Source organism: Flavobacterium sp. DG2-3 (assembly GCF_030730925.1).
Lineage (GTDB): Bacteria > Bacteroidota > Bacteroidia > Flavobacteriales > Flavobacteriaceae > Flavobacterium.
Genome location: NZ_JAVAMB010000008.1, coordinates 59,528 through 85,223, shown reverse-complemented (window position 1 = coordinate 85,223; position 25,696 = coordinate 59,528). Strand labels below are relative to the sequence as shown.

21 protein-coding genes are annotated in these 25,696 nt (G+C 33.4%); 12 read left to right on the top strand and 9 right to left on the bottom strand.

From position 1 onward, the window contains the following. Positions 1 to 4 precede the first annotated feature (4 nt). The 8 genes from Q9Q97_RS12785 to dnaK all read right to left on the bottom strand — a co-directional run bounded on the left by Q9Q97_RS12785 (position 5) and on the right by dnaK (position 13,902). A complete protein-coding gene (locus Q9Q97_RS12785; RefSeq protein WP_306157579.1) occupies positions 5 to 3,013 on the bottom strand; it encodes a SusC/RagA family TonB-linked outer membrane protein in 3,009 nt (1,002 codons plus the stop codon). A gap of 244 nt (positions 3,014 to 3,257) precedes the next feature. Next, positions 3,258 to 6,002 carry a LuxR C-terminal-related transcriptional regulator gene (locus Q9Q97_RS12780; RefSeq protein ID WP_306157577.1) on the bottom strand — a complete coding sequence of 915 codons (2,745 nt, stop codon included), beginning with the start codon at positions 6,000 to 6,002 and terminating at the stop codon, positions 3,258 to 3,260. Positions 6,003 to 6,166: 164 nt separating this feature from the next. Next, on the bottom strand, positions 6,167 to 6,496 hold the full coding sequence (locus Q9Q97_RS12775) for a DUF3995 domain-containing protein (RefSeq protein WP_306157575.1): 330 nt from the start codon (positions 6,494 to 6,496) through the stop codon (positions 6,167 to 6,169). Between the two features lie 25 nt (positions 6,497 to 6,521). Further along, positions 6,522 to 7,706: an acetate/propionate family kinase gene (locus Q9Q97_RS12770; RefSeq protein ID WP_306157573.1), complete on the bottom strand. Its 1,185-nt coding sequence runs from the start codon at positions 7,704 to 7,706 to the stop codon at positions 6,522 to 6,524. Between the two features lie 148 nt (positions 7,707 to 7,854). Next, positions 7,855 to 9,948 carry a phosphate acetyltransferase gene (gene pta / locus Q9Q97_RS12765; protein WP_306157572.1) on the bottom strand — a complete coding sequence of 698 codons (2,094 nt, stop codon included), beginning with the start codon at positions 9,946 to 9,948 and terminating at the stop codon, positions 7,855 to 7,857. A 65-nt stretch (positions 9,949 to 10,013) separates the two neighbouring features. Continuing rightward, entirely contained in the window at positions 10,014 to 11,087 is a 1,074-nt protein-coding gene (corA, locus tag Q9Q97_RS12760; RefSeq protein ID WP_306157570.1) for a magnesium/cobalt transporter CorA, read from the bottom strand. A 177-nt stretch (positions 11,088 to 11,264) separates the two neighbouring features. Continuing rightward, the gene (locus Q9Q97_RS12755; protein WP_306157568.1) at positions 11,265 to 11,825 is read right to left on the bottom strand and encodes a DUF6252 family protein; all 561 of its coding nucleotides are present in this window, start codon (positions 11,823 to 11,825) and stop codon (positions 11,265 to 11,267) included. A gap of 193 nt (positions 11,826 to 12,018) precedes the next feature. Continuing rightward, positions 12,019 to 13,902 carry a molecular chaperone DnaK gene (dnaK, locus tag Q9Q97_RS12750; protein ID WP_306157566.1) on the bottom strand — a complete coding sequence of 628 codons (1,884 nt, stop codon included), beginning with the start codon at positions 13,900 to 13,902 and terminating at the stop codon, positions 12,019 to 12,021. 467 nt (positions 13,903 to 14,369) lie between these two features. On the opposite strand from dnaK, the gene Q9Q97_RS12745 reads away from it, so the two are divergent. The 5 genes from Q9Q97_RS12745 to Q9Q97_RS12725 all read left to right on the top strand — a co-directional run bounded on the left by Q9Q97_RS12745 (position 14,370) and on the right by Q9Q97_RS12725 (position 18,336). After that, complete coding sequence (locus Q9Q97_RS12745; RefSeq protein ID WP_306157564.1) at positions 14,370 to 15,056, top strand: DUF4919 domain-containing protein; 687 nt, start codon at positions 14,370 to 14,372, stop codon at positions 15,054 to 15,056. Positions 15,057 to 15,125: 69 nt separating this feature from the next. Further along, positions 15,126 to 16,412 (top strand): Na+/H+ antiporter, encoded by a 1,287-nt coding sequence (locus tag Q9Q97_RS12740; RefSeq protein ID WP_306157562.1) that lies wholly within the window; start codon positions 15,126 to 15,128, stop codon positions 16,410 to 16,412. A gap of 57 nt (positions 16,413 to 16,469) precedes the next feature. Beyond that, on the top strand, positions 16,470 to 16,931 hold the full coding sequence (locus tag Q9Q97_RS12735) for an SRPBCC family protein (protein ID WP_306157560.1): 462 nt from the start codon (positions 16,470 to 16,472) through the stop codon (positions 16,929 to 16,931). Between the two features lie 60 nt (positions 16,932 to 16,991). After that, a complete protein-coding gene (locus Q9Q97_RS12730; protein ID WP_306157558.1) occupies positions 16,992 to 17,777 on the top strand; it encodes a TlpA disulfide reductase family protein in 786 nt (261 codons plus the stop codon). A 121-nt stretch (positions 17,778 to 17,898) separates the two neighbouring features. Further along, the gene (locus tag Q9Q97_RS12725) at positions 17,899 to 18,336 is read left to right on the top strand and encodes a thioesterase family protein (protein ID WP_290969754.1); all 438 of its coding nucleotides are present in this window, start codon (positions 17,899 to 17,901) and stop codon (positions 18,334 to 18,336) included. Positions 18,337 to 18,428: 92 nt separating this feature from the next. Here Q9Q97_RS12725 and Q9Q97_RS12720 read toward each other — a convergent pair whose 3' ends face one another. Further along, on the bottom strand, positions 18,429 to 19,118 hold the full coding sequence (locus Q9Q97_RS12720) for a hypothetical protein (protein ID WP_306157555.1): 690 nt from the start codon (positions 19,116 to 19,118) through the stop codon (positions 18,429 to 18,431). A gap of 282 nt (positions 19,119 to 19,400) precedes the next feature. On the opposite strand from Q9Q97_RS12720, the gene Q9Q97_RS12715 reads away from it, so the two are divergent. The 7 genes from Q9Q97_RS12715 to Q9Q97_RS12685 all read left to right on the top strand — a co-directional run bounded on the left by Q9Q97_RS12715 (position 19,401) and on the right by Q9Q97_RS12685 (position 25,541). Next, positions 19,401 to 20,390: an alpha/beta fold hydrolase gene (locus Q9Q97_RS12715; protein ID WP_306157553.1), complete on the top strand. Its 990-nt coding sequence runs from the start codon at positions 19,401 to 19,403 to the stop codon at positions 20,388 to 20,390. Between the two features lie 115 nt (positions 20,391 to 20,505). After that, positions 20,506 to 20,895, top strand: a complete 390-nt coding sequence (locus Q9Q97_RS12710) for a DUF1398 domain-containing protein (RefSeq protein ID WP_306157551.1) — start codon at positions 20,506 to 20,508, stop codon at positions 20,893 to 20,895. 13 nt (positions 20,896 to 20,908) lie between these two features. Then, positions 20,909 to 21,766, top strand: a complete 858-nt coding sequence (locus tag Q9Q97_RS12705) for a ThuA domain-containing protein (protein ID WP_306157549.1) — start codon at positions 20,909 to 20,911, stop codon at positions 21,764 to 21,766. 33 nt (positions 21,767 to 21,799) lie between these two features. Next, positions 21,800 to 22,600: a hypothetical protein gene (locus tag Q9Q97_RS12700; protein WP_306157547.1), complete on the top strand. Its 801-nt coding sequence runs from the start codon at positions 21,800 to 21,802 to the stop codon at positions 22,598 to 22,600. Between the two features lie 28 nt (positions 22,601 to 22,628). Continuing rightward, the gene (locus Q9Q97_RS12695) at positions 22,629 to 23,480 is read left to right on the top strand and encodes a sulfurtransferase (protein ID WP_306157545.1); all 852 of its coding nucleotides are present in this window, start codon (positions 22,629 to 22,631) and stop codon (positions 23,478 to 23,480) included. A 139-nt stretch (positions 23,481 to 23,619) separates the two neighbouring features. Further along, positions 23,620 to 24,858, top strand: coding sequence for an ATP-binding cassette domain-containing protein (locus Q9Q97_RS12690; protein ID WP_306157543.1), 1,239 nt, complete (start codon positions 23,620 to 23,622; stop codon positions 24,856 to 24,858). Positions 24,859 to 24,929: 71 nt separating this feature from the next. Beyond that, the gene (locus Q9Q97_RS12685) at positions 24,930 to 25,541 is read left to right on the top strand and encodes a family 16 glycoside hydrolase (RefSeq protein WP_306157541.1); all 612 of its coding nucleotides are present in this window, start codon (positions 24,930 to 24,932) and stop codon (positions 25,539 to 25,541) included. Positions 25,542 to 25,696 lie beyond the last annotated feature (155 nt).

The following is a 25,696-nucleotide window of genomic DNA, read 5'->3' as shown; positions in this document are numbered from 1 at the left end:
AATATTAAAATTTTAAATTTGCACCAATAACAAATGATCTCAACGATGGGTAAGCATCTAACTCAACACCTTGAGTACCTTCAACTAACTTACCATCAGACACAACATCTGGTGAAAATCCAGAGAATTTTTGCGTAATAAATGGGTTAATTGCATTTACATATAATCTGCAATAGCTAATAAAGCTGTTTTCACTTAATGGAAGTTTATATCCTAAAGTAATGTTATTGATTCTAAAGAAATCAGCAGATTCCAAATAGTACGTTGACGCATAAGGAGTCAAGTTTGATGGTGCTGGAATTGAAGATGTTGTATTTGTAGGTGTCCAAAAACCATTAGCCATAGAAGCTTCTACATTTTCTCCTCCAAATCTTTGTGCTTTTTTTCCATTGTAAACTTTTGCTCCTCCTGTTCCGTAACCATCAACAGAGAAATCTATGTTTTTGTAGTTCAATCCTAAAGTAACTCCGTAAGTAGAAGTTGGTAAAAGAGAACCTACATATTTTTTGTCTTTTAGTTCGTCTAATCCTGCTTGAGCAACTTTAGAACCATCTGCTTTGTAGTATAGCATTTGACCATTTGTTGGATCAACACCTGCATACTCATACATGTAGAAACTACCTAATGGCTGACCTACAGATGTATTATCAAGCAGTTTAGTGTTTTGACCATTTCCTAAACTTCCTCCAATAATTGGATTTAACTGAACATTTTTAAGGCTAGTAAGTTCATTTTTATTATGAGAGAAATTCCCTCCTACCCAGTAGCTTAAATTATCATTGATTTTATCATCCCAACGTAATGCGATTTCATAACCTTTGTTAGATACTTCTCCAACGTGTGCTGGTGTAGCAACTGTAATTCCTGAAGATGAATAAGGCTTAACATTTAAAATTGTATTTGTTGTGTTTTTATCGTACACATCAAAAGATCCTTTTAATCTGCTGTCCAATAATTCAAAATCAAAACCTCCAGAAAGTTCTTCTACGATTTCCCAAGATAAATTAGGGTCTACTTGAGAATTAACTGTAGTACCAGATCCTAAACCTGAATAATCTAATCCTGAAGTTAATAATTGAGTATTAAGAGGTACATTTTGATTTCCTAATCTACCCCAAGATCCTCTAAGTTTTAATAAATTTATTGTCTCAACATTGCTTAAGAAACTTTCTTTTGAAATTACCCATCCTAAACCAACTGATGGGAATGTTCCCCAACGTTTGTCTTCAGCAAATTGAGAAGAACCGTCACGTCTTACTGTACCTGTAAGCAAGTATTTATCCATTAATTTATATTGGAAACGAGCGAAATAAGATGCCAATCTTCTTTGGTTTAGTGCTTCATCTTTATAACCTGTTACAGTACTTACTGTATTTACATCTTTTAATGACCAATAGTTAGAATTTGGATTTACATTTTTTCTATCAATCGTTAATTTCTCTCTTGTACCTTGTACGTTAGCTTCGATACCAGCAGTAACCTCAACATCATGAATTTCTGCAAAAACTTTATTATAAGTAAAATAGTTAGATAAATTCCAGTTAAAATATTGGTCTCTACCTCTTGTCAAAGTATTTTTATTCAAATCTGAAGGGTACCCTGATGCGATACGAGTAGGATCTGCTGATAACCAAAGAGCTAAGTTATCTACATAATTGTACTGTTTGTAAGTATAAAATTCTCCATTAAATTGAGATGTAAATTTTAATGACTTAATAATATCCCAATCTAATTTTAAACCTCCTTGTAAAATAACACTTTGTTGCTGCTCATCTGTATAATCTAATTGAGCTACTGGATTTCCAACATTATTAAATGATGCTCCAGTGTTTGATACTACTCCATTTGAAACAAATGGCACACCATATTTTCCATCTGCATAACGCACAGGAACTAATGGAGACTGTCTGTAAGCATTAGTAAATGCACTCAAAGGCATTGGTGTATTTTTAATACTACTTACACTGAAATTTTGAGTCAATTTTACTTTTTCTGAAAGTTTGAACTCATTGTTATTTCTAAAAGTAGTACGGCCATAATCAGATCCATTCAAAATTCCTTTTTCTTCATAATTTCCAACACTAAAAAAGTATTTTACATTTTCAGAAGATCCAGAAACCGAAATATTGTTCTGAGTATAAGATCCAGTTCTTGTAATTGCATCTAGCCAATCTGTGTTATAAGGCTGATTAGCAGAGAATCTACCTTGTGGGAAATCTGCATTGTAAGCGGCATTACTATAACGAATATACTCGTCACTATTTGCCATTTTTACAGTTTTTAATGGAGTTCGAACTCCTGCAAAACTTTCAACATCTACAGTAAGTTTTCCTTTACCGCCTTTGGTTGTAATCATAATTACACCATTTGCACCTCTAGTACCATAAATAGCTAATGCAGAAGCATCTTTTAAAACTTCATAAGATGTAATATCATTAGTGTTAATGTTGTTAATGTTTTCAGTAGGCATACCGTCTACAACATATAAAGGATTTCTTCCTCCTAATGCTGTACCTGCTCCCCTGATCACAACTGATGGTGTACTTCCTGGTGCGTCTGAAGTAGAAACCTGAACACCCGCTGCTTTACCTTGAATAGCTTGCGAAGCATTTAACACCTTCATTTTGGTAATTTCTTCGGACTTAATTGAGCTTACCGCCGAAGTATTATCAATTTTCTTTCTTGTACCGTACCCAATTACAACTACTTCTTTTAAGGCAGTGTCGCCTGATTCTTTTAAAGTAATAGTCATTGGTGCGGCAGTAGCCGGCACAGAAACCGAATCAAAACCTAACATAGAAACTTTTAAGATGTCTCCAGGTTTTGCGTTAATAGTAAAGTTTCCGTCGAAATCTGCGTCTGCAGTTGCCCTAGCGTCAGCTGAAGCGATTATTGCTCCTGGAACTCCCATTCCATTACTGTCAACTACTTTTCCTTTGATTGCTTGCGCTTGCCCCATCATATATGTAGGCAGCAGCAAGAGTGCTAAAAAGCTAAAAATAAAATTTTTCATACAGTACGTAATCGTTTAAGTTAGTAGAGCCAAATTAAGCAATTACAACGTTGTAGTACATCAATTACCACTACAGCATAGCTACATCATTGTGTTAAAATTTAACTTTATTATAATGATTATCAACTCAATAAATGTTAACAAAAATCCTTTAACATATCGTTATGATGTAGTAATGATGTATTTCAATTATATAATAAATGATATCGAAAAATATAAAATCTGTAAAAAATAAAATCAAATCTTACAGACTTAATAAAAACTTTGACAGGTTTTCGTCCTGAGTAAGGTTTAGCTTCTTTCTAAGGCGATATCTATGCAATTCTACGCCTCTAAAAGAGATATTCATCATAGGAGCAATTTCTTTAGAAGAAAGGTTCATTTTAAGATAAACACACAGTTTAATATCCTTTGGAGTTAGGTGTGGATATTTTTTAGAAAGATTAATGATAAACTCGTTGTGAATTTGATTCAAATTAGTTTCAAATGTTTCCCATTCGTGTTTATTCACTTCATTAATCTTAATTGCTTTTCTAATTTCGTTTTTAAGTTTGCTAAAATCTTTTTCGGTTTCCAGAATACCTTGAATTTTATCAATCATTTCGGTTTGTTTTGCGATTGATAACGATTTGCCTGCAACTTCTGATGATTTTGCCTGCAGTTCTAATTCTAAAATATGTTTTTCGTATTCTTGGATGTTAAGTTCGTTTTCTTTCTTCAGCTCCATTTCGAGAATTTCTCTTTGATGCTTTAATTCTTCACCTTGCAATTTTAGTTTTTGCATATAACGAAGCTTATTCCATTTATAATAGAAAAATAAAATAGCTCCAACAACAAGAAGATACAGCAGAATCATCCAAAAAGAAAAATACCACGGTTCTGCAACTTTAAACTTATATGAAGAAACTTTATCATAAGTTGCTCCATCGTGTTTGAAGATTTCTACCGTATGATAACCGCTGCTTAAATTGTTCAAAACGATCAATCCGTCAGAAATTGGAATAAATTCTTTTTCTTTATCGAGTTTGTAAAATAGATTTGGTCTGCTCGCTCCGTAAATTCCAGAAATGACATTAATCTTTAATTCGGTATTGAATTTAATTTTCTCTTCACTCGCAATCAAATTATCATTACTAAATGCTTCAATCTTTACTCCTGAATTCTGTTTGTTTTCATATTCGAGCTTAAGCGAAATAAATCCGTCATCTAGATTAAATAAATAATAATTGTCCTTCTTGAAAATTCTTAGATTCTCATTAATCAATTTTCCTTTATAATATTTCTCCTGAATAATATTCCAGACAAATTTGTTTCCCTCTGCATAAATATGATACAAGATTCCGTTTTGCAAAACCATAAAATGATCTTCGTCTATAGAAACGACATCTGTTACGTTTTTGAAATTGGCATTAAACAATTCATTTTCTTCCAATTTACTAGCTATAGAATTGTAGGTGTACCAAGTATTATTAATGAGAAAAAGTATTTCTTTTCTAAATTCAAAAATCTTAATTCCGAAATCATTGATTATTTTGCTCTGCTGCGTAACATTTTCAACTTTTAGCGTATTATAATTATCGTCCAGCAAAACACGATACAGACCTCTATAATTATCAGCTGCCCAGATTTCATTTTTTTTGTTTTGAGCAACATATTTTATAGGTTTGGCTAGATCTTTTATGATTTTATAATGAGACATATTGGAAGGATCATCATAAACCAAAATACCGCTGTAAGTGGACTGAAAATAAGTATTATTGATACTGCTTTTTGCCATATTCCAGCCACCGCTGACACCATTTATTTTATTTAAAGTATTATTTTCATACGAAAAAGTACCATCGTTATGACCAATAATATATTTTCCGTCAATGGAAGAAATATTCCAGCCCTGCCCTTGCGTATTAGGCATCATATTAAATTTTCCAGCGCTGTATTCAAAAATTCCATGATTTGACGCAATTAAGTAACCTTTATTGATAGAAGCCACAGCATAAACAGAACCTAAAAGTCCAGAATTATCATAAAAGAATGAAATTGGAGAATTAACCTCAACATGTGCAATACCATTATCCAGACCAACCCACAAATCGTTTTCTTTATCCAAACCTATACTTAGGACTGAATTATTCATTAAAACATTATCACGTTCGATATTTTTAAATGAATTATTTTTTAAGTCTAAAATGAAAATTCCGCGATTTCCAGTTCCAATAATCAGTTTTTCGTTCTTGATGAATTTTGCCACATTGACCGTAGCTGATTTTAAAGTTTCGTTTATTGGATTATCCCAACTTTTTAATCCATTTTTTTCTACAATAAAAACTCCTTTTTTCTGTGTGAAAATGTAAGTCTTGTTTTGATACTTTTCTATAGCATGAACAACCGTATTTTTTAAAACATTCCATCCTTTTGGATTGGCAATATATTTACTATTCATTTTAAAAATTCCGTCTCTAACAGAAGCAACATATAAATCTTTATCTACACCGAAACAATACGATATAAGAAAAGGAAATTTAATTTTCTTAATTGTTTTTCCGTTGTAAATAAAAACATCATTAAAAGACTGGAAATAAAGAGAACCATTAAATCGGAATATTTTCCAGATTTCTTCGTTGTCTTTTTCGTCAAATAATCTTAGATTTTTGGTAATAGAAACGTAATGCATCGTTCCGTCTTTTCTGTACCAATAGCCAAATTCTTTATAAGAACCAGAATAGATTTTATCGCCTTCAATTAGAATAGAGCGAATGATGGTTTTGTTCGGAAGCGTATATTTTTCCCATTTTACTCCGTCGTAGCGAAGCAAATAATGGTTATTGGCAAAATACATGGCATTATCATTTCCCTGAGCTACATTCCAGATCTGATTATCTCCCTGATAATCTGATTTGCTGTAATTTTCGACAAATGGAAGTAATTCTTGTGCTTGAAGTTGTAAAGCGATGAAAAAGAAGAAAACTGATTTAAAAAGTATCGATTTCAAGATATTCGTTTTTAAACCCAAAGATACTCACAAATATTTAATTTTCTACTGTAAAAAACGAGAAGGCATTTAGTTTAATAGTATAACTAAACATGTTAGAATACTGATTACCAAACACAATGGAGCAAAATATTTAGTATCATTTTGTCCGAATCTAGTGTTTTTTATTTTTTTGAAAAACCAAGATATTTAAAATCTCCAATTGCCCTTATAGCAAATATTGAAGTTAAAACCCAAAGACCATAATTTTGAAGCCAAAGAGGTAGTTCAAGTAAAATGATTCTGACTTTTATTAAATAAAAAACAGCAAAAGCAAATAAACCAATGGCAACAATCAATGTTGGCACTATTCCAGGATTCTTAGGCGGAGTCTCTGCATCTGGAGTTGGATAAACTCCTTCTGCGCCCCATTTTCCTCCAAAAGCCCAATAAAAATGAACTAACGAAAGAAAAAGAAATATCGAGAATAACACTAATGCAATGATTTTTGCCATTGGTTTGAAAATATTATTTTAGAAATTAAACTTCTAATAAATGATAAACCTGATTTGCAATTTCATATTCCTCATCTGTCGGAACAACCAAAACCTTTACAATAGATTTTTCTGTATTGATTTCTCTTAATTCTTTAGAACGGATTTGATTTTTTTCCACGTCAATTTCAATTCCGAAATAATTCAAATCGGTACAAATCAGTTTACGCATAAAAGAAGAATTCTCTCCAATTCCGGCAGTAAAAATAATGGCATCCAATCCGTTTAACGCAGCCGCATAAGCACCAATGGTTTTTCTAATTCTGTAGGCATTCATTTGTAATGCAAGCTGACAGTCTTTATTTCCTTTTTCGGCCTCTGCTTCAATATCGCGCAAGTCGCTGTAACCTGTAAGACCAAGCATACCGCTTTGCTTCAATAAAACTGCATTTACTTCATCTGGAGTATATCCTAAATTTTTAATCATATAAAAAATAACAGACTGATCAATATCACCAGCACGAGTTCCCATAATTAAGCCATTTGAAGGCGAAAACCCCATCGAGGTATCAATACATTTTCCATCTTTAACGGCAGCCATACTGCAGCCATTTCCTAAGTGAATGGTAATTATTTTAGAATTGTCCTTTAAATAATTAATTGCTTTTTCAGAAACATATTTGTGGCTCGTTCCGTGAAAACCGTAAACACGCACTTTATTTTCAGTCAAAAGATAATTCGGAATAGCATATTTATACGCTACCTCTGGCATTGTCTGGTGAAAAGCGGTATCAAAAACGGCAATTTGTTCTGCAGAACTAAAAATTTCCTCAGCCACATTAATTCCTTCTAAATTGGCAGGATTATGCAAAGGCGCAAGTTCAAAAAGCTGTTTGATTTTTTCTTTTACTTTATCATCGATTTTTACCGTATCGCTAAAATCGCTTCCTCCATGCACTACACGATGTCCAACAGCAGTAATTTCTGAAGTCGATTTAATTACTCCTCTTTCGTTATCCAAAAGCATAGTGGCTACTTTCTGTAAGCCTACTTTATGACTCGGAATTGGAAGCAATTCTTCGTATGAAGCATTAGCGGTTTTAAAAGTAATATTTGAAGTTTCTAAACCAATTCGGTCAATCATTCCAGAACAAATTACTTCGTTTTCTGGCATTACCATTAATTGATATTTAATTGAAGAACTTCCTGAGTTTATAATTAGTATTTTCATTTTTTTATTAAAAGGTTCTAAGATGCTAAGTTTCTAAGGTGCTGAGTTTCCTCAAAAACTCAAACTTTTTTTATTTTATATTACGAATTCAAAATGAAATAAAGCAATTTCACAGCAAACAAATTCATAATTTATAATTCATAATTAACTACATTCCCTGAGCTTGGATAGCCGTAATTACAACTGTATTGATAATATCGTCAACTGTACAGCCACGGCTTAAGTCGTTTACTGGCTTGTTTAAGCCTTGTAGCATTGGCCCAATTGCCAAAGCTCCAGTTTCTCTTTGAACGGCTTTATACGTATTATTTCCTGTATTTAAATCAGGAAAAATAAGTACGCTTGCTTGTCCCGCGACTTCTGAATCTGGCATTTTGCTTTTTCCGACGCTTAAATCAACTGCCGCATCATATTGAATTGGTCCTTCGATTTTTAAGTCTGGTCTTTTTTCTTTTACAATTGCAGTTGCTGTTCTTACTTTATCTACTTCATCACCTTTTCCAGATGAACCAGAAGAATACGAAAGCATCGCAATTTTTGGTTCAATTCCGAATGCTAAACTCGATTCTGCAGAAGAAATTGCAATTTCTGCCAACTGTTCTGCCGTAGGGTTCGGATTAATAGCGCAATCTCCAAAAACAGAAACTCTGTCTTCTAAACACATGAAAAATACCGAAGAAACTACAGATGAATTTGGTTTCGTTTTAATGAATTGTAATGCTGGTAAAATGGTATGCTGAGTCGTGTGCGCCGCGCCAGAAACCATTCCGTCTGCGTGCCCTTTGTACACCATCATCGTTCCGAAATAGGAAACATCTTCCATTAAATCTCTTGCCATTGTGATACTTACGTTTTTCGCTTTTCTAAGCTCATAATACGTATTGGCATAATCCTCATAAAGTTCAGATTCTTTTGGATTAATGATATTTACTTTAGAAAAATCAAGAGTAATTCCCAATTCTAAAACTTTACTTTCAATTTGTTTTTTGTCTCCAATGATTGAGATGTCCACCACATCCATATCAAGCAATCTTGATGCCGCCGTGATAATTCGATCATCATTTCCTTCTGGAAGAACAATATGTTTTCTATGCTGTTTAGCCCTTTTAACCATATTGTATTGAAACATTTTTGGCGTCATACCTTCTGCTTGGAAAGTGATTAATCTTTCTGATAAGGCATCATTATCCACGTATTTTTCGAAGGTTGTTATCGAGGTTTCAATTTTATGGGTATTATTAGCATAAATCTCCGATTTGATAGAGCCAATTTTATTTGTAATGTGATACGTTCCGCCATCAACAGCAATAATTGGCACAATGGCTGAAAGTCCTTCGATAAGCTTTAAAATACTTTCTTCTGGAACAATATTTCCCGTCAGGATAATTCCTGAAATGGTTGGATAATTAGCCGATTCATTAGCTTGTAAAGCTCCTAAAATAATGTCAGAACGGTCTCCTGGAGTAATTACTAAAGCATTGTCATGCAAATGCACCAAATAATTATGCAATTGCATTGCTCCTACGCTGTAATGTCCAATTTCATTATTTAGGTAATTCTCTCCAAACAAAACTTTTGCATTCAATTCGTTTACAATTTCTTGCATGGTCGGATTGTTCAGACTCGAAATAAGCGGAATTGTATTGATCAATACATTGGATGGCAGACTTTTTTGCAAGCTATTTGTAACCAGCTCAATATTTTCTGGCTGTACTTTATTGGCAAAAACCGATAAAACTTCAACCTCTTTTACTTTGAAAGAATCGTAAACCAAATACAAACTGTCTAAAAGTTCTTCTAAGGTTTTACCAACTCCTGAACCTACAATTATGGTCGGAATTCCAAGGTTTTTAGCAATTAAAACGTTCAAATCTAATTCGATCGAAGTTCCTTCTCCCGTAAAACTTGTTCCTTCAACCAAAACAAAATCGAAGCGTTCTTCTAGTTTTTTATATTTTTCGATAATTAAATCGAGAACCTCTCCTATTTTACCTTTGTTCTTTTTCTTGATCAGTCTGCTTTTGGTGATTGCATAGGCATCTTCAAACTTAATATCCAAGTTAAAATACGATAAAACCGTCTCAATATGATTGTCTACCTCACCATCAACAAAGTCTTCGATAATAGGCCTAAAATACCCTACTTTGGCTGTTTTACCAATTAAGATACTCATTAAACCGAGCGTAATAATCGATTTACCGCTATTGTGATCACTAGTGGCTATATATATTGCTTTACTCATAATTATTTATATTTATTCTAAATAACAAATTTACAAAAATCAAATTCTAAAACTGCGAAACAGTGCTAAAACCAGCGTCGTTTTTTAAAATAGATGATTAGTCCTATTACCAGCAAAAACATGACACCCATGACCACAAAATAGCCATTTTGCGTTTTGAGTTCTGGCATGTTCTCAAAGTTCATTCCGTATACTCCCACAATAAAGGTGAGCGGAATAAATATTGCCGAAATGATAGTCAGCGTTTTCATGATTTCGTTCATTTTCCGGCTTTGCTCCGAAAAATAAAAGTTGGAAGCGCTTTCTAATGCGCTCATATCTGATTCGATCTGATCCAAAAGCTCCAAACTTTTTTGATGCAGTCTGATAAAGAAATTGAATGTTTCTTTCTGAATTAGCCCATTATCTTCGTCGTCATCTTTTTTCGTTTTCAAATAATAAAGCGAGTCTCGAAGTGGCACAATGGAACGTTTTAGAAAATTTAGATTATCTCGGTGATTTTCAATTTTTTCTAAAATAACAGGCTTTGCTCCCTGTTTAGTCAAATTAATCAATTCTTCTACTTTATCTTCTTCATCTTCCAACGTAATGTAGAAATTTTCCATTACAGCATCCAAAAGCAAATACAGAAGATAATCTACCTTTTTGGTTCTGACAATTCCTGCATGCGTACGCAAACGCTCCCGAATGTGCGTAAAGAAATCGCTTCGTTTTTCTTGAAAGGAAATTAAGATTCCGTCTTTCAAAATAAAACTTAATTGTTCTACACTAATATTATCTGAATACTCAGAAGGAAGAAGTGATTTTATATTGAAGAACAAAACATCATGCTGTTCTTCTAATTTAGTCCTTTTGGTGGTGTTTAAAATATCGGCAAGAAGAAAATCATCTAATTTGAAATGTGCGCCGATCGTTTTAAGAAGATTGATATCATGAAGTCCATGAATGTTTAGCCAATTGTTTTTAGTATAATCAAAACAAGAATTTAAAGCCAAAACTGTAAACTTATCGTATTCGACAATATCTTCGTCATTATAGACAAAAAGTTGCATCTCAGTTTCGTGATCTTTGTGCGTGCCAGTATACTCTAAAGTAATGGGTTGCAGCTTGCGCCCTTTCTTATATTTGATCTTTCTCATTCATGGAAATTTACAATAGTAATATTACGAAAAAGAATTTGAACAAGAAATGACAATTGTCAGTTTGTGAAAAAACTGACGTTAGACACACTGCGGTGCGTCTCTACATTAAAATTTAATTGGCATAAAAAAACCGAGTCATTTCTGACTCGGTTTACTGTAAAATTTTTCTGTTATTTATTGTGCATAAACAGTATAAGGCAAATTTTTAAAAACTCCGTTTGTAACTTCGAAAACTTCTGGGGTTACAATTTTAGTTTGCAAAGCGCCCACTTTCTCCGCTTTAAAACTAAATGTACCAGAAACTGTTTTCTTCTCAGGATCCATAGCTGTAATTGTTATTTTTCCTGTTTTAGGAAAATGCTCACCATAAGAATTTCCGTCTACTAAATAATAATTTAGAAATAATGCATCACTATTTACTATTGGAGTATCAACATCATTATCCTCATCTGTAAAAGTATATTCTTTGAGCGGCATAGCATCTTTTGCTGTTAATTCACTTTCGCAGGCTAATAGAATCATTTGCGACTTATCTTCAACATTTATATCAAAACGCTGACCGCCACCTGAAACTTTTATTAAAGTAACGCTGGTAATTTTTGTAGCTTTCCATGCATTTCCATTTACAGTAGCTGTAACTGAGCCATCCAAGCTGTTTTCTTCACTTTCATCACTACTGCAACTTGCAAACAATACTGATAATGATAATAATCCAATACTTAATAGTTTTTTCATAGGTTTTATTTTTGATTTTAGTTGCGACAAAATAAATAGTAAAAACTTTAAAAAATATACGGAAAACCTCATTTCAAAAAATTAAATAGTATTAGGTCTAATTGATATAAAAAATTAGCACAAAAAAACCGAGTCATTTCTGACTCGGTTTTCTATCTTAATACTTTTGTACTAATTGCTTAGCACTAAAGAATTACTTAACTTCTTCGAATTCAACGTCTTCCACGTTATCTCCAGAAGACTGCTCTTGTTGTGGAGCAGCTTGCTGTCCTTCACCACCTTGAGCGTACATTGCTTCTGTAGCTGTTTTCCAAGCTGCATTTACATTGTCTAATCCTTTTTGGATTGCCTCAAGATCTTGAGATTGGTGAGCCATTCTCAATTCAGTTAAAGCATATTCGATAGCTGTTTTTTGATCGTCTGTCAATTTATCTCCTAACTCTTTCAATTGAGATTCAGTTTGGAAGATAGTACTGTCAGCTTCGTTCAATTTCTCAGCTCTTTCTTTAGCGATTCTATCTGCATCAGCATTAGCTTCAGCATCTTTTTTCATTTTTTCGATTTCTTCAGCTGTTAAACCAGAAGAAGCTTCGATACGGATATCGTGAGATTTTCCAGTTCCTTTATCAGTTGCAGAAACTTTGATGATACCGTTAGCATCAATATCGAAAGTTACTTCGATTTGAGGAACTCCTCTTGGTGCTGGTGGAATACCATCTAAGTGGAAACGACCGATAGTTTTGTTATCAGCAGCCATTGCTCTTTCTCCTTGTAATACGTGGATTTCAACAGATGGTTGAGAATCTGCAGCAGTAGAGAATACTTGAGATTTTTTAGTTGGGATAGTTGTGTTAGACTCGATTAATTTAGTCAATACACCACCCATAGTTTCGATACCTAAAGAAAGAGGAGTTACGTCAAGTAACAATACATCTTTTACATCTCCAGATAAAACTCCACCTTGAATAGCAGCTCCAATAGCCACAACCTCATCAGGGTTAACACCTTTAGAAGCTTTTTTACCGAAGAATTTCTCTACTTCGTCAGCGATTCTTGGCATACGAGTAGAACCTCCTACAAGGATAACTTCGTCGATATCAGATGTAGATAAACCTGCATCTTTTAATGCTTTAGCAACTGGCTCCATAGAACGTTTTACTAATGCATCAGATAATTGCTCAAATTTAGCTCTAGATAATTTTTTCACTAAGTGTTTTGGTCCAGAAGCAGTAGCAGTTACGTAAGGCAAGTTGATTTCAGTTTCTGCAGAAGAAGATAATTCAATCTTAGCTTTCTCAGCAGCTTCTTTCAAACGCTGTAATGACATTGGGTCTAAACGTAAATCAATACCTTCTTCAGTTTTGAATTCGTCAGCTAACCAGTCAATAATAACTTGGTCAAAATCATCACCACCTAAGTGAGTATCACCGTTTGTAGATAATACTTCAAATACACCGTCTCCTAATTCAAGAACAGAGATATCAAAAGTACCTCCACCTAAATCGTAAACAGCAATTTTTTGATCATTTCCTTTTTTATCTAATCCGTAAGCAAGTGCAGCAGCAGTTGGCTCGTTGATGATACGCATAACTTTAAGACCAGCGATTTCACCAGCTTCTTTTGTAGCTTGACGCTGAGCATCGTTAAAGTAAGCAGGAACTGTAATAACTGCCTCAGTTACTGTTTGACCTAAATAGTCTTCAGCAGTTTTTTTCATTTTTTGAAGTGTCATAGCAGACAATTCTTGAGCAGTGTATAAACGACCGTCAATATCCACACGTGGAGTATTGTTGTCACCTTTTACAACACTGTAAGGAACTCTTTTTGCTTCTTCTTGAGTTTCAGCAAAAGTGTGTCCCATAAAACGTTTAATAGAAGCAATCGTTTTTGTAGGGTTAGTTACTGCTTGTCTTTTTGCAGGATCACCTACTTTAATTTCTCCACCTTCAACAAAAGCGATGATAGATGGTGTAGTTCTTTTTCCTTCTGCGTTAGGGATAACAACTGCTTCGTTACCTTCCATTACAGAAACACAAGAGTTCGTCGTACCTAAGTCAATTCCGATTATTTTACCCATTTTTTATATATTTAATTTTGATTTAAATTTAATAACTCAGGTGGCATAAGTCAATCTTTGTGCCAATATAAAAAACCAATAGAATTTGTCAGTTTTACTGTCTGAGCCCTCAAAACCATCTGACAACATGACATTTTTAAGACCTGTCAGGTATGGCATATCAGTACTTTAGCTGTCATTTTAGGAGCTGATTCCTGCTGTACGCTATATCTTTTCCCTGCTAAAGGAGCAGGAAAAAGGATGCCGCTCCCATCAGGGCTAGGGTAATCATTTTCATAAGAACATTAAAAAATCACTTTATTACGAAAATACCCAACAAATTAAAGTCCATATAATTTAGTAATAATAAATAAACATATATTTGATTTTAAAACAAACACAAACTTTGCTCCATCGAAGGACGAGCTGAGATAAAAGTGAATGTTTGTATTTGGACAACAACTTTAGATAACGAAACTTAAGAAATTATGCCAATAAATTATAAAGGGCTTTTGAGAATTCTAATGGCTTTTTTTTCATTGATTATAACAAATTCTTCTTTTGGGCAGGACTTTGACTATCACAACGACTTTAAAGATTTACTAAAAAAAAGTAAAGACAAAAGTAGCGAGTACTTTTACCCTAAGTTATTAGAAAGATTTAATGCCAATGACAGCACTTTGACAAACAAAGATATTGTTGCCTTACAAATTGGTTTTACAGATAACAAAAATTACAAGCCATATGAAACAATTTATAAGGAAAGAGAAATTTTAGCTCTTATTTCCGACAAACAATATGAGAAAGCTGTAATTAAATGTGATAAACTCTTAAAAACAAATCCTGTAGACTTTACTGCGCTTATGGAAAAAGGATTTGCTTACATGAAACTAAATAAAACAGATGTTTTAATCCACAAAGAAAAAACAATAAAAATTATCAATTCAATAATGTGGAGCGGAGATGGGACTACAGAACGTCCCTGTTTTGTGCTTAGTCCAATAGATGGACAAACTTTGATAAGATATATTTTAGGTGGCTCAATTGGGACAATGGGTTCTGGTAGAGATAAAAACGGATATTTTCTTGACATCTTAGAAATGAAAAAAGACGATGGGTCCCTTACGAAATACTTTATAATACAACACGCAACGGACAAAATGTTTGATAAATAGTAAACAACCCAAGAAACATTAGCAAATACAAACAAATCAAAAGCTTTTCATATAATAAAAGTCGAAATAATGGAAAACTACAGCATCATCATTTTTATTCTAACTGTTGTAATAGGCTTATCCGCATTTGCAGACAAGCTAAAACTCCCCTATCCTATTCTTTTGGTTATTGTTGGTGTCGAAATTGGTTTTATACCAACTATGGCAGAAATCGAAATAAATCCCGAAATTATTTTCTTATTATTTCTACCTCCGTTATTATATGATGCCTCATTTAATATTTCGTCCAAAGATTTCAAAACAAACCTTCATACCATCACTACATTGGCCATTTGGCTTGTTTTCCTAACAACGGTTGGGATAGCGGTAGCGGCCTATTATTTAATTCCTGAAATGACTTGGCCGTTAGCTTTCGTTTTAGGATCCATACTTTCAGCAACCGATGCTGTCGCTGCCATTAGCATAACCAAAGGGCTCAAAATATCTCATAAAACAATAACCATTCTCGAAGGAGAAAGTCTTATTAACGATGCATCTGCACTAGTTGCCTATCGATTTGCGGTTGCTGCTGTAATGGGCGCAGCTTTTATAATCTGGAAAGCGGCTTTAGAATTTGTGTTATTGCTTGGTGGCGGATTCCTTGTCGGATTTGTAATGTCAAAAATTCTATCTTTTATTTTAGCTCGAGTAAAAAACAAACCCGAAGTCACCATTAGTTTTATGCTTTTAATGCCTTTTGTAACTTATCTTATCGCCGAACATCTACATGTTTCTGGAGTAATTGCTGTGGTAATATTAGGATTGGCGATTTCTCGATTCAGCAAAAAAATATTCCCAGAAAGCCTTAAAAACCAATCAAAAGGACTTTGGGATGTTATCGTTTTTCTATTAAACGGATTAATCTTTATATTAATTGGACTCAACTTTCGCTACATTCTCAAAGATATCGACAACGACATGATTCTTCCTTATATTGGTTACGCACTTATAATTACCATTGTTGCGCTTTTAATCAGAATGGCCAGAGTCTATCTGCAAAAAATCAATTTGCAAAAAGCCTTTCAAAGTACTAAAAAAGGAAAAAGAAGAGTAAGCGAACATGCTCTTCTTGATTTTGGAAATAGTCTAATTATAAGCTGGTCTGGAATGCGAGGCATTGTATCTTTAGCTATCGCGATCGGACTACCGAGATTTCTCGAAGACGGAACTCCTTTTCCGCTCAGAAATGCCATAATATTTATTTCTGTTGCAGTAGTGCTTCTTACCTTAATCGGGCAAGGATTAACATTGCCTTTTATCGTAAAAAAAATAAATGAGATAGAAGAAAAAAAGCAAATAAAAGATAATTCCAACTAACCGAAAAAGAATGTAACTTTACTCATTTCGTTGAAATTCAATTAAAACTATAGAGAAATGACTTCAGCTATTCTTACCATAACACCAGATTCAGAAATTGTAACTACTCGGGTTTTAAATTTCCCACAAGAACTTGTTTTTAAAGCCTGGAGCACGCCCGAACATTTAAAAAATTGGTGGGGACCAAAAGGTTTTACCAATACTTTTCACGAGTTTGACTTTCGCGAAGGCGGAAAATGGACTTTTACGATGCACGGTACCGAAAAAGGAAATTATGAAAATGATGTTGAATTCATCAAAATAGAAAAACCAAATCTTATTGCTTGGAAACGTCATTCAAAACCGCTTTTTCAAATCTCAACCACTTTTGAAATCGTCGCCGAAAATCAGACCAAAGTGGTTTTTAAAATGCTTTTTGAAACTGAAGAAGAATGCCAGAAATTGAAACCTTATGTTGTGGATAAAAATGAAGAAAACTTTGATAAACTGGAAGTTGAATTATCTAAAATGAAACTATGAAAACTTAATTACATATCTTTACAATCATCATCAATCATTAAACAATCAAAAATCAATCACATGAAAAAAATCATTTCTCTTGCGATTCTATTCGCAACGCAACTTTTTTATGCCCAAAACGCAGTCGCAAAAAAACCTGAAACCGTTATTATCATCAACAACGAAATTGCCACAATGGATCAAGTTATGAAATATGGCAATGAAGGTTATGTCAAATCAATGAACAAAGGCGTTAGCCAAGAAGAACGCGATAAATTGGCTCAAAAATTTGGCGATAAAATTGGCGATAGAGAATTTATAATGGTCATTGAAGTTTTTACGGAGCAGGAAAAAATCGAAAACGACAAGAAAAATACTGCTATTGCAATAGAGCAAAAACCTCAACCAAAAGAAGAGCAATTTCTCTTAAATGTAAATGATAAAGCAAAAGACTTTACTTTAAAACTTGTAGACGGAAAAGAAGTAAAACTTTCTGATTTAAAAGGAAAAGTAGTTTTGGTAAATTTCTGGGCAACTTGGTGCGCGCCATGCTTACAGGAGTTTTACGATATTCCATCAAAAATTTTAGAGCCTTTTAAAAATGATAATTTTGTGTTTTTAGCTATTTCAAGCGGAGAAACTGAAGCTCAAGTTGCTAAAAAAGTAACGAAATTAAAAAAAGACGGTTTAGATTTTAATTTCGGAATTGATCAAAATGAAATTATATGGAATCAATATGCTAAAAATGCAATTCCTAAGAACTTTTTAATCGATCAAAACGGAGTTATAAAATATGTCGCCGTAGGAAATGCGGAAGGAAACTTAGACAACATCGCAAACGAAATTAAAAAATTGCTTTCGAAATAGTTTATTCGCCAATCTATTTGTATTTCGGAAAACAAAAAAATTATGCACGCATAGTAGTTTTATGCTAATCGTATATTTTTTATTCGTAATTTCGGTTTTTCAATAAAATACAATATTAAAAATGGCTTCATTTACAAAAGAAATATCATTTCGCTGGTCTGACCTTGATCCTAATTTTCACGTTCGTCACAGTGCCTATTACGATTTTGGTGCACAGCATCGTATCGAAATTCTAGAAGAATTAGGTTTAACTTTAAAAGTAATGCAGACACAAGGTTTTGGCCCTGTTTTGTTTAGAGAAGAATGCGTTTTCAGAAAAGAATTAAAACTTTCAGATAAAATATTCATTCATACCAAAACTTCAAAAATGAAAGCCGATGCTTCTCGCTGGTCTATCGTTCATGAGTTTAGAAGAGAAGACGATACACTTTGCGCAACAATTACGGTTGACGGTGCTTGGATGGACACTAAATTAAGAAAGCTAGCTTCTCCAACTCCAGAAATCGCAATTCAAGCTTTGAGCATTTTTCCAAAAAGCGATGATTTTGTTGGATTATAAAACAACATTCTTTTCAACTTTATAAAAAATCCCAAAAACATATAAATCTTGTTTTTGGGATTTTTTTCTAAACAAAAGTTCAGTTGATTTTCTTATTGAAACTTTAATCCAAAATTTACTTTTTCGAAAGTTGTACTGCAGGAAATGGCAAATCGCCCGACATTTACAGTTCCGAAGATACCGCCTACTGAATGTCCAGAATAAAATCCTCCAGCTGAAAATCGGTGAACCTGATATTTTAACGCAATGTCATTTACTCTCGAACTCAGCTGTCCAAAAGCGATCACATTTGGGATTATTTCATAACTCCCAAAAACTTTGGGAACCAGTTTTTTGTAATAATCAAAACTTTCGTCGGTTTCATAATCAATTATTGACGAATGCAAGTTTTCTAGATTTCCGCCAAGATAAGTGTTTTCAGAGAAATGCCATGAGATGCTAAAACCTGTAAAAGTTCCCTCATAACCGCTTCTAGAATCTACATAACCTATGCCAATTGTGGCTCTGAATTTCTCGCAAATTTTTCCGATATAACCAACATAAGTTCGGTCAATTTCAGACTTATCGATTCCAGCGCCAAAAATTATGTCGTCTTCACACATCGTAAGAGCATACTGAAAATAAGCCGAATATTGATCTTTGTTTGCCGCAACAACACTCCGGCCTTTGTCGAGATCGATATTTGGAGAAATTAAGGTTGAGTTTATAACGGCGAAATCAAAAGTATTGAGTTCTTGGGCAAATGTGGGGACAGTGAGCAGGAGCAAAAGTAGTGTTTTCATGATACTATTTTTTTAAGGCTTACAACATTCTAGCACTAAATTACAGCCATTTTTCGTGTTAATAAAAGAAGTTCTTTCAAGTGCTACATTACTCGTCAAAATGCATTATTTTCACAATCACTATCATTTAATCGATAAAATTTCAATAAATCATCGATTATTAACACTAAAAGCAATGAAATGTTTTCAATCGCTTTTTTTCTGATAACTTTAAGATTTTAGGCTTTGTTTTAAAAGTGGTTCGGTTTAACTTTATAAATCATAAAAACAAATGCCACTAAAATGAAAATTCTGAAACTATTATTTATACTAATTCCTTGCTTAAGCTTTGGACAGCAGGGAAATATAAAAGAATTGGATATTAACTTAAGTAACTACGAATACCCATTTCCAGTTCATTTTATCGAATTGAGCGCCCAGCGACAATACTTGAAAATGACCTATATGGATATTATTCCAGAAAACTACAATCAGAAAAATATTGTCTTACTTCACGGAAAAAATTTCAATGGCGCTTATTGGGAAACGACTATTAAAGCTTTAGCAAAAGAAGGTTTCCGTGTCATTGTTCCCGATCAGATTGGTTTTGGAAAATCGACAAAACCAGATAATTTTCAATACACTTTTCAGCAGCTTGCAGAAAATACCAAAAAGCTTTTAGATCATTTAGGAATTAGCAAAACGACTGTTTTAGGACATTCTATGGGCGGAATGCTAGCTACATGCTTTGCCTTAATGTATCCTGAAACAACTGAAAAACTGGTTTTAGAAAATCCGATTGGTTTAGAAGACTGGAAATTAGTGGTTCCTTACAAACCTGTTGACTGGTGGTACGAATCGGAATTAAAACAGAATTACGAAGCCATCAAGAAATACCAAATGGCGAATTATTATGACGGAAAGTGGAATGCCGATTATCAAAAATGGGCAGAACTTGGCGCTGGATGGACAACCGCACCAGATTACGACCGTGTTGCCTGGAATTCTGCTCTTTTGTACGATATGATTTTTACACAGCCTGTTTTGTATGAATTTCAAAACATCAAATGCCCGACGCTATTAATTATCGGAACAAGAGATAAAACAGCTTTAGGAAAACCTTTGGTCTCTGAAGAAGTGAGAAAAACAATGGGAAATTACGCTGAATTGGGCAAAAAAACACAGAAAGCAATTCCAAACTCAAAACTGGTAGAAATTCCAAACACAGGACATTTGCCACATATCGAATCTTTTGATTCATTTATAAAATCATTAATCGTATTTTTGAAGTAATATTGATAGCACGACTCGAGCGACAGCGACTGGCCAAGCAATTCAGGAATTTTATTTCAATAATTCGTGAATTCGTGGCTATAAAAAAATCAACAATCTAAAATCTAAAATAAATATGTTTACAATCGAACAAATAAAAGAAGCGCATTCAAAAGTAAAAAGCGGAGCAGATTTTCCAAATTACATTCAAGATTTAATCATTTTAGGAGTAAAAGGATACGATACTTATGTACATAACGGAAGTGTTGTTTATTACGGTTTAAATAATTTTACTGCAGAAGCAGAAGAAAAATATGCTGAAATTAAAGTAGCTGATTTTCCAAACAAAGAACTTTTTATCGAACTTTTGGTAAAACATCAGCACGGAGAAACCGATTATATGACTTTCTGCAATCATTGCGCACAATGCGGAATTGCAAAATGGAGAGTTGATATTGTCGAAATGACTTGCACTTATTTTGATAAATCGGAGCATGAAATTTTAATCGAAAAAATTCCTAGCTAATTCTCGAGTATTCATGACTATTTCTAACCAAAACCACCAAACCCTTTTTAAAAGAAGCATTTTAGTTTTCATTTTACTATTTTCTCTTTTTGGCTTTTCGCAGAAGAAAAAAGAAAATCCAAAATTTAAAGTTATTGCTTTTTATACCGCAAAAAATGATCAGGCGCATATCAGTTTTGTGCATGAAGCCAATAAATACTTTCCAAAAGTAGCAGAAGAAAATCATTTTCAATACGATTCTACCAGCAATTGGGACAATTTAAACGCACAATTTTTGGCAAAATATCAGGTTGTTTTGTTTTTAGACACCCGTCCTGAGAAAAAAGAACAGCGCGAAGCTTTCAAGAAATACATGGAAAATGGTGGCGGTTTCATCGGATTCCATTTTTCAGCATTTGCTTTAAATGATTCGAGCTATCCGCAAGATTGGAACTGGTATCACAATACTTTCTTAGGCTCTGGCGAATACGGAAGCAATACTTGGCGACCAACTTCGGCAGTTTTAAGAGTAGAAAATCAGCATCCAGTAACCAAAAATCTGCCTAAAACTTTTACTTCTGCTCCAAACGAATGGTACAGATGGTCAAATGATTTAACCAAAAATCCAGATATTGAGATTTTACTGGCTATTGACGAATCCAGTTTTCCTTTAGGAACGGGTCCAAAAGCTCATGAAATTTGGCACAGCGGGTATTATCCTGTTGTTTGGACCAATAAAAAATATAAAATGCTGTATGTAAATATGGGGCACAATGACATTGATTATGAAGGCGGAACCAACAAAACCTTATCGTACACATTTGAAAACAAAACACAAAGTCAGTTAATTTTGAACGCCTTGCTTTGGCTTGGAAATTCAAAGAAAAAATAAACATTTACGCAAAATAAACACATTACTTTTTTCATGAAAGACAAAATTATTTTCGTTCTCATTACACTAGCTTTATTTTCCTGCAACTCCAAAGAGCAAGTGAAATCTAGCAGTCAAAAAAAAATAATACACGAAAGCACCGAAGTAAAGAAAACGGACAAAACTGCCGATGCAACTCATTATCAAATCTCAGTTTATGACGATCCTCAATTTACAGATAGAATTTTAAATACAAGAGAAAGCTTAAAAAAGCTTTCTGCGAATAATCTTTTCTCGAATATTAGCGCTAAAATCACAGCAAAACTAAATGAGAAACAGAATCAATTTTTCAAAACCAACACTAACTATGAGCTAATCTCTTTTGCAAAAGGCAATATATTTCAAAAAAATAGCGAAGATTATATTTTTATAGTTTATGATGTGAAAGATAACAGAACTAAAATATTGTTTTTCAATGCAGCCACAAATACATATGCTGAGCTTTATAAAGATCTTAAAGTTAAAAATGATTTAGAAGATGCAAATTGTAACGGCTATTCTTTTGGAACACTTGATTATCGATTTGCGGTTGACCATTTAGTTACAAATGAAGATGCTATTACCATAAATCCAGAATATTTTCTAGAATTTATACCAGTTATGATTACTGATATCTCAAAAGATGAAAACTTTTTATTGGAGGAAGGATGTTTTTCAAAGAAAGCTTCCAAAACAAATTTAGAAAACACAATTTGCATTTCAACAAGTTCTGCATACAACAATTGGGAATGTCTGAAATACGACAAAACAAATAATACTTTTTCGCTTTTTTACAGTCAAACATTTGCCGATTAATTACTGAAAATAAACTATAAAAAATAATATGCTTACTACATTTTCATCTATTATAAACGTTGAGGGATTGTTAAGACTTCAAGATTCATCTGAAATCATTTTAATTGATGCTCGAGCTGGTGCAAATGCTTTTGAAACCTATCAAAAAGAACATTTAAAAGATGCTCGCTTTGTTGATTTAAACCGTGATTTAGCCAAAATTCCAGAAAATCCTGTCAATGGCGGAAGACATCCTTTGCCTTCTCCTGAAGAATTTGCCAAAACACTTTCTGCTTTAGGAATTTCTCCTTCAGATCATGTTGTGGTTTACGATGATAAAAACGGGTCTAATTTCGCTGCACGATTCTGGTGGATGATGCGCGCCATTGGGCATGAGAAAATTCAAGTTTTAAACGGCGGTTATCAAGCTGCAATTCAAGCTGGTTTTCCAACCAATTCTGGAATTCAAACTTTTGAAGAAATAGCCTATCCTTCGCAGGAATGGCAACTTCTTTTAGCAGATATTGAAGAAGTCGAAAAAGCGCGTAAAAGTGATCAAAATGTCGTAATCGATGTTCGTGATAAAAACCGTTATGATGGCTTGACAGAACCGCTGGATCTCATCGCAGGACATATTCCTGGTGCCATCAATGTTCCTTTTACCGAAAATTTAGACGAAAACGGATTATTTAAATCCGCAGAGGAATTGGCTCAAAAATTCAAAACCGTAATTGGAGATATAAAACCAGAAAATACAATTGTTCATTGCGGATCTGGTGTTACAGCTTGCCATACCTTATTAGCAATGGATTACGCCGGACTTCCAATTCCGAAATTATATGTGGGATCGTGGAGCGAATGGTCTAGAAATGACCGTGAAATAGCAGTGAAAAAAAATTAAAAAATTAAAAATTGAGAATTAAAAATTATTTTAAATCTTTAATGCTATTGATCTGGCAAAAAATATAACGCAGACAAAATATTTTTAATTTTTAATTCTCAATTTTTAATTAAACTAAGATTCAACATAAATAAAAAAAATGCAACATTGGGATATCCTTTTATCAAATCAGGTAAATAAAAAAGCTTTTATAGACAATATATTAAACGGACAGGCAAAAGGTGAATTAGCCGTTTTTAATAATCTGAAAGGAATTCTTTTTTCAGATATTGCGATTGAAAAATTCATTGAAAAAGAATTTCAATACGACAGTGTTGAATCTTCAACTTTAAACAGACAATTACGAACTTTTTCTTCTGGAGAACGCAAAAAAGAGTTTTTACGTTACTGTATAGAGCAAAAACCTGATTTCATTATTTTCGACAATCCTTTTGATCATCTCGATCAGGCTTCAAGAGTTGTTTTGGCAGAATCATTACAAAAATTAACCGATTCTATCGCCATTATTCAATTACTGAATCGTACTGTTGATATATTGGATTTTGTTCCGAATAAAGCTTTAATAAAAGACAACACGTTTGAATTGTACCCATTTATAAAAACGGAAAATCATTTTAAAACCTTAAATACCGCTGTAATCCCAAAACCTGCAGAACCGCATTCCTTTCACGAAAGTGTATTAATAAAACTCGAAGATGTTTCGGTAAGCTACGAGGAAAGAAAAATTCTAAACAACATTTCTTGGACAATCAAACAAGGTGAATTCTGGCAGCTAATTGGTCCAAACGGTTCTGGAAAAAGTACTATTCTTTCTTTAATTACTGGAGATAATCCAAAAGGTTTTGGACAGAATTTATTTTTGTTCGGGAGAAAAAAAGGAACCGGAGAAAGCGTTTGGGAAATCAAAAAGCAAATTGGAATCTTCACCACTTCTATGACCGATTTATTTCAAAAGGGTCATACGCTAGAACAAATGATTCTATCAGGTTTCTTCGATTCTATCGGATTATACACGGAGCCAACTACGCATCAAAAAAACATCGTAAACCAATGGCTGGAAATGATCGAGATGACGCATTTAAGAAAAAAACGTTTTATTGATCTTTCAATCGGACAGCAGCGTGTCGCATTAATTGTACGCGCCGTTTTAAAACATCCGCCATTGTTAATTCTAGACGAACCAGTTGAAGGTTTAGATGACGAAAACGTAGATTTAGTGATTCAATTAATTAATACCATAAAACAGGAAACAAATGTGAGCATTATTTACGTTTCGCATAGAATAGAACAAGGCCTCGCTCCTACTTCTATCTTCGAACTTTTACCTTCAGAAACGGGATCTATCGGAAAAATAAAATACCATTCAGAATTGAATTAAAATAAGTTAATTAGATAATTTATCTATAGACCGCAAAGCATATCTACGGAATACCGGAACGATACCAAATTATGACAAAGCAAATAAGCATTACATTTATTTTTTTACTGATTTTAAGTTCGTGTTCAAGCACGATATCCACTTCTAAAAAAGAATATATTTTACAGCATTCAAAAGAACTAAAATCAGATTGGACGATTAATTCTAAAGAATGGATTTTAAAAAATGACACCATCAGAGGAAAAGGTTCACTTTCGCCTTGGGGAGTTTTAATATCCAAAAAACAGCTTCCAGAGAATTATGAAATCGATTTTAAAGTCAATATGACCAACGAATCTTTATTTGAAATAATGCTCAATTTGGATAAAGGAAAATACATTAGAACCTATTTATATCAAATTGACCAAAACATTGTAATTGGCGACGGAGTTTATGATAAAAAAGACGATTCGTACGGAAAAAGAGGTGGAAAAACTTTGTTTAAAAAACCAATGCAACTACAAAACAACAAATGGTATTCGGTAAAAATCAAAGTCGTAAACAGCCAATTATACTTTTCTGTAGATGATAAAACAACTTTAGAATGTTCTCTTGAAAAAAGCAATCTAAACCAAAAAGGAAAACTAGGTTTTATAACCAACGGAGAAGTTAAAATAACGGATTTAACGATTAAATCTCTATAAAATAAAATCATTAAATTCAAAATTTACACAACCTTTTCAACCATAGCCCACGGTTCAACCTTGGGGACGCAATCGATAATCACAATACGTTCCCTCACGGTTGAAACCGTGGGCTATAGTTTATAATAGAACCTCTAAAAAGAAAATCAAGCTCC

Bases quoted from the DNA above. Each gene is read 5' to 3' on its own strand.
- Q9Q97_RS12785 (WP_306157579.1), bottom strand. From the start codon at position 3,013: ATGAAAAATTTTATTTTTAGCTTTTTAGCACTCTTGCTGCTGCCTACA.
- Q9Q97_RS12775 (WP_306157575.1), bottom strand. From the start codon at position 6,496: ATGGCAAAAATCATTGCATTAGTGTTATTCTCGATATTTCTTTTTCTT.
- Q9Q97_RS12770 (WP_306157573.1), bottom strand. From the start codon at position 7,706: ATGAAAATACTAATTATAAACTCAGGAAGTTCTTCAATTAAATATCAA.
- pta (WP_306157572.1), bottom strand. From the start codon at position 9,948: ATGAGTAAAGCAATATATATAGCCACTAGTGATCACAATAGCGGTAAA.
- corA (WP_306157570.1), bottom strand. From the start codon at position 11,087: ATGAGAAAGATCAAATATAAGAAAGGGCGCAAGCTGCAACCCATTACT.
- Q9Q97_RS12755 (WP_306157568.1), bottom strand. From the start codon at position 11,825: ATGAAAAAACTATTAAGTATTGGATTATTATCATTATCAGTATTGTTT.
- dnaK (WP_306157566.1), bottom strand. From the start codon at position 13,902: ATGGGTAAAATAATCGGAATTGACTTAGGTACGACGAACTCTTGTGTT.
- Q9Q97_RS12745 (WP_306157564.1), top strand. From the start codon at position 14,370: ATGCCAATAAATTATAAAGGGCTTTTGAGAATTCTAATGGCTTTTTTT.
- Q9Q97_RS12740 (WP_306157562.1), top strand. From the start codon at position 15,126: ATGGAAAACTACAGCATCATCATTTTTATTCTAACTGTTGTAATAGGC.
- Q9Q97_RS12735 (WP_306157560.1), top strand. From the start codon at position 16,470: ATGACTTCAGCTATTCTTACCATAACACCAGATTCAGAAATTGTAACT.
- Q9Q97_RS12730 (WP_306157558.1), top strand. From the start codon at position 16,992: ATGAAAAAAATCATTTCTCTTGCGATTCTATTCGCAACGCAACTTTTT.
- Q9Q97_RS12725 (WP_290969754.1), top strand. From the start codon at position 17,899: ATGGCTTCATTTACAAAAGAAATATCATTTCGCTGGTCTGACCTTGAT.
- Q9Q97_RS12720 (WP_306157555.1), bottom strand. From the start codon at position 19,118: ATGAAAACACTACTTTTGCTCCTGCTCACTGTCCCCACATTTGCCCAA.
- Q9Q97_RS12715 (WP_306157553.1), top strand. From the start codon at position 19,401: ATGAAAATTCTGAAACTATTATTTATACTAATTCCTTGCTTAAGCTTT.
- Q9Q97_RS12710 (WP_306157551.1), top strand. From the start codon at position 20,506: ATGTTTACAATCGAACAAATAAAAGAAGCGCATTCAAAAGTAAAAAGC.
- Q9Q97_RS12705 (WP_306157549.1), top strand. From the start codon at position 20,909: ATGACTATTTCTAACCAAAACCACCAAACCCTTTTTAAAAGAAGCATT.
- Q9Q97_RS12700 (WP_306157547.1), top strand. From the start codon at position 21,800: ATGAAAGACAAAATTATTTTCGTTCTCATTACACTAGCTTTATTTTCC.
- Q9Q97_RS12695 (WP_306157545.1), top strand. From the start codon at position 22,629: ATGCTTACTACATTTTCATCTATTATAAACGTTGAGGGATTGTTAAGA.
- Q9Q97_RS12690 (WP_306157543.1), top strand. From the start codon at position 23,620: ATGCAACATTGGGATATCCTTTTATCAAATCAGGTAAATAAAAAAGCT.
- Q9Q97_RS12685 (WP_306157541.1), top strand. From the start codon at position 24,930: ATGACAAAGCAAATAAGCATTACATTTATTTTTTTACTGATTTTAAGT.